Annotated in this window: 6 protein-coding genes; 4 read left to right on the top strand and 2 right to left on the bottom strand. The window is 43.3% G+C overall.

All coding sequences use genetic code 11. The features are described 5' to 3' along the window. Positions 1-706 (top strand): hypothetical protein (locus IBX40_11790; protein MBE0524994.1); only part of this gene is annotated, 706 nt, incomplete at its 5' end. Between the two features lie 79 nt (positions 707-785). Further along, positions 786-1,172 carry a hypothetical protein gene (locus IBX40_11785; protein ID MBE0524993.1) on the top strand — a complete coding sequence of 129 codons (387 nt, stop codon included), beginning with the start codon at positions 786-788 and terminating at the stop codon, positions 1,170-1,172. Between the two features lie 560 nt (positions 1,173-1,732). On the opposite strand, the gene IBX40_11780 is transcribed toward IBX40_11785, so the two are convergent. Further along, entirely contained in the window at positions 1,733-2,008 is a 276-nt protein-coding gene (locus tag IBX40_11780; GenBank protein MBE0524992.1) for a type II toxin-antitoxin system RelE/ParE family toxin, read from the bottom strand. Then, entirely contained in the window at positions 1,998-2,192 is a 195-nt protein-coding gene (locus IBX40_11775; GenBank protein MBE0524991.1) for a hypothetical protein, read from the bottom strand. The genes IBX40_11780 and IBX40_11775 overlap by 11 nt, the downstream gene beginning before the upstream one ends. Before the next feature lie 426 nt (positions 2,193-2,618). Between IBX40_11775 and IBX40_11770 the strand changes: the two genes are divergently transcribed. Both IBX40_11770 and IBX40_11765 read left to right on the top strand, forming a co-directional pair. Beyond that, positions 2,619-3,548, top strand: coding sequence for a PstS family phosphate ABC transporter substrate-binding protein (locus tag IBX40_11770; GenBank protein MBE0524990.1), 930 nt, complete (start codon positions 2,619-2,621; stop codon positions 3,546-3,548). Position 3,549: 1 nt separating this feature from the next. After that, positions 3,550-3,844: hypothetical protein (locus tag IBX40_11765; protein MBE0524989.1), on the top strand; the 295-nt coding region annotated here is incomplete at its 3' end.

Here is a 3,844-nt window from a genome sequence, read left to right as displayed (position 1 = left end):
TAATTACACCACATTATTGAACAGGTCATTTTCCCTGAGGTACAATACAACACCCATACCTTCCACGTCCTTTGAAATGAGTCTTGAAGCCCTTACCGCAGCAGAACAGTTTGATTACTCCATTGCATTTGACATGCCTCCCTATGATAGTGATAGGTGGGGAGGTTACACATACGATCCTCCCGAACCTGGGTATTCCTTTGTCTGGGCTAACTGGGTGAACAAAACGGTATTTGAATCTTACAAAAAACATGATGAAATGGCATTGCCTGAAGAAAAACGCGGGAATATACCATATATCGAAATTGCCTATGCCGTGAAAGTCATACCTGGACAGGATCTGACCGTATTTCACACTGATCATTCCTATGCTGATCGCAACTACAACATAACAAGGGAAGGAAAATACCGGGAAACCCAAATGTATGTGATTGATGGTACCGGAAAAGAACTTTTCAAAAAATCAATTGATTCCCGGAACGATGAGACCGGTTTAGTGATTTTCGATAACCAAACATACAGGCCTTTTTCAGAGAATATGCCACCGATCTTGATCCCACAAGCCACGATCGTGCAGATTTCATTTTATAGCACGTATGGATGGGCTTTAGCCATGCGTTTGACTTTCAATAATCAAGACATTATACTGGATGAACACCATAATATTACCCTGTCACGATATGATAATTACAAAGTTGTATCATAAAATGGGGCCCGAAACTGTCTGACTTTCCCGGTATGTGCCGGTATAAAGTCAGCCATGGTCGATGACAAAGAGATCAGAATTGGCTAGGATCAGCATGCGTTTTGTGCAGCAGATATCGGCTCTGGTCTTCAAACGAAAGATCGTGTTCCATCTCATCCGGAAGCTCACGCCAGCACTGGACCCAAAGGACAGGGTCAAGGTCGAAAACAACCTTGAACGGGGGTACGTCCTGCCGGTGGCTGTTGTGTTTATTGTTGGCGATCGGAGGATAGCCCTGTCCGTGGAGAGTGCACAATATGCTTTGTACAAAATGATCCTGTATGCACAGGTGAAAGGGATCGGGACCTGCCTGTGGGGAGGCGGGAAGGTCATGCTTGACATAAATAGAACGGCAAGAAAAAAGTTGGGTTTGAAAAAGCATGAGCACATTCTGGGTGCAGATGGGATACCCGGATGTGAAGTTTAAGAATAAGGTTGAGGGGAAGAAGATGTTGGTTCAATGGATCACAGGGGATCCATAGAGACAGCTCATGACCTTCAGCAATGAACTGGAAGCCGGGGTGGTGCAGGCGCAGACCGATGGTAAGATGGTGTGGGAATCATTGAATCTGTTGTTGTGCCGGTGGGGTATCCATATGGCTGTAAAAATATAATTTAAATGCAATGCTATGCAGCAAAGTGTTCGTATTAGTTCGCACGAGTTCGTTGCTAATTTTAGATAACTCCCGCCGCCTCGTTTTCGTATCATACTCCCAGCCCACCTCCTGCACTAAAGTCTGAGTACGTTCCTTACTTTAAATATCAGAGATGCGTTCGGTGATGAGGTGGCGACCCTGGTAGCTGTTGCAACCGAGCAGGAAGAACTGATAAACTCAGACATGGGATAAATAATGATCTCTCCGACATCGTGTAGGCCTGTCTATTAATTCAGGCATTGTGATTTCTATGTTTGAAAAAATATCCATTTATAGTGATGTTGCCCCACAATGTTAAAGAAAAACGTGAAATTGAATCATTGAATTGAAGTCACAACCGGCCATATTTTTTATGTGCCTGTTCTGCTGTAAGAATGTCAAATACGTAAACGATGCGTTTTTCCTTATCTATTTGATAGAATATACGAAAACGTCCTACTCTTAAACGATATACAACATCATTGGCACCTTTAATCTCCTTTTTCTCACCTTTTCCAGTGCCTGGGAAAGGGTCATCCAACTCTTTAATTGCTACCTTAATGTTATCCATAAAAGTAGGTGGGAGGTTCTTAAAAAGGTCTGGAAGAACCAGTACATCAAAGGTCATCTATATTGACAAATTCATTTTTGCGCTTTTCAACAACTTGTTTGCCGTGTTCTACAAGGCTATTACGATTGTGTTCAATAATCAGATTTTCAATGACCGTGTTATAGTCATCGCCCATATGTCCAATTTCACGTAAGGAGTCACGAGTGTTTGTCTTTATTTGAATTGTGGTTGTAGCACTCATAGTATGTTATTACTATAATAACTATAGTACTTATAGTATATAGTATGAGTGGAAATGACGTCAAATCATCCATATCAAATTCAAAATAAGTGCATGATGTGACTTCAGAGCCTGAATAACTGATAAATGCCAAAGGGGGCAAAAGCAAGACTTGGCCCGAGCGCAAGAGACATACCATCGACTTTATCAAAAATACAGGTTGGGATATGAGGCTGCTATCCTGTGCCGGCACATTAGCCAATTTACGGGATTTCATCAGAGATTATGACAGGCAGGGGGATGGTAAGTGGGATATCTTCAATGCCTCAATATCTTTTACATATATCCTGAACACTTTGTGCCAGCTTTTGGTCTAACAAAGTGTTTATAACATGGAAAAAGAGGATATAACTACCATATAATAATGCATCAAAAGGGTGAGATTGCATGAATAAATATTTCCAGATCCTGACACTTATATTGGTAACTTCCATTACTTCTGGATGCACAGGCCAGCCGCCCGGTGAATCGCTGGATATCAAAGGCTCAGATACTCTTGTCCAGCTGGTTGCAGATATGGCCCAAACCTATATGGAAAATGACCCGGAAGCTGATGTAATCGTAACTGGCGGTGGTTCAGGAACAGGTATCGCTGCCCTGATAAACGGTGAGGTCGATATTGCCATCTCATCCCGCCAAATAACGGCCAGAGAAATCGAGATTGCCAGGAAGAAGGGTATTGAGCCCTGGGAATTCATCATTGCCAGGGACGGACTGGCCGTGATCGTGAATCCGGACAATCAGCTCAAAAACCTCACACAGGACCAGGTAGGTGCCATCTACAGAGGTGATATCGCCAACTGGAACCAGATTGGTGGTGCCGATCAGGAGATTACACTGTATGGCAGGCAGAGCACCTCAGGCACCTACGAATTCTTCCTTGAGCACGTGGTCAACTGGCAGCAGACCCGGAAAAATGACTATTCACCCAAAATGCGCAATATGGAAGGTAACAAGGCAATTGCAGATGCAGTTACTGCTGATCCCACAGGCATAGGATATGTAGGCATAGGGTATGTTACTGATAAAATAAATGTCATTAATGTGGCCAGGGACACTTTGTCAGAATATATTTCCCCGCTGGATGAGGCTAATATCGAGAACGACCTGTACCCCATAACCAGACCCCTGTACCAGTACACCAGCGGCAAACCTGATAAGGACAGCATGTTGTATGCCTTTATCAGGTTCGAACTAAGCGAAACAGGACAGAATATCGTACGACGTGCCGGATTCTATCCGATAAATAAGGCTGACAGAGCACAGAACCAGGAAAAAATTTCAGCCATAGAGGGTGACACCCCAATATTTTTCTAAAATGCAGCACATAGCTGGTAATAATATCTCCATGGGTGGGGGTCTAATAATCATGAAAGGTGCTGTACTTTCCCGGAAAAAATTAAAAGAAAGGCTTATTGCATGGTTTTTTGCAATAAACGGCATATCCACCATAGTTTTAGTCCTGGGCATATTTATATTTCTTGCAATCATCGGGCTGCAGGCATTTGTCCACATCTCCCCCTTTGAATTCTTTTTCACTACAGATTGGAATCCCACCTCCTATGTACAGCCCAGCTGGGGCATTCTGTCGCTGGTGGTCGGAACCCTTTATA

This window comes from Methanosarcinales archaeon (assembly GCA_014859725.1).
Taxonomy (GTDB): domain Archaea; phylum Halobacteriota; class Methanosarcinia; order Methanosarcinales; family Methanocomedenaceae; genus Kmv04.
Note: the sequence above shows the minus strand (reverse complement) of the source record. Positions and strands in the feature narration are given on the sequence as shown.

Excerpts from the sequence above, each read along its gene's own strand:
- IBX40_11780 (MBE0524992.1), bottom strand. The coding sequence starts at position 2,008 with ATGACCTTTGATGTACTGGTTCTTCCAGACCTTTTTAAGAACCTCCCA.
- IBX40_11770 (MBE0524990.1), top strand. The coding sequence starts at position 2,619 with ATGAATAAATATTTCCAGATCCTGACACTTATATTGGTAACTTCCATT.
- IBX40_11775 (MBE0524991.1), bottom strand. The coding sequence starts at position 2,192 with ATGAGTGCTACAACCACAATTCAAATAAAGACAAACACTCGTGACTCC.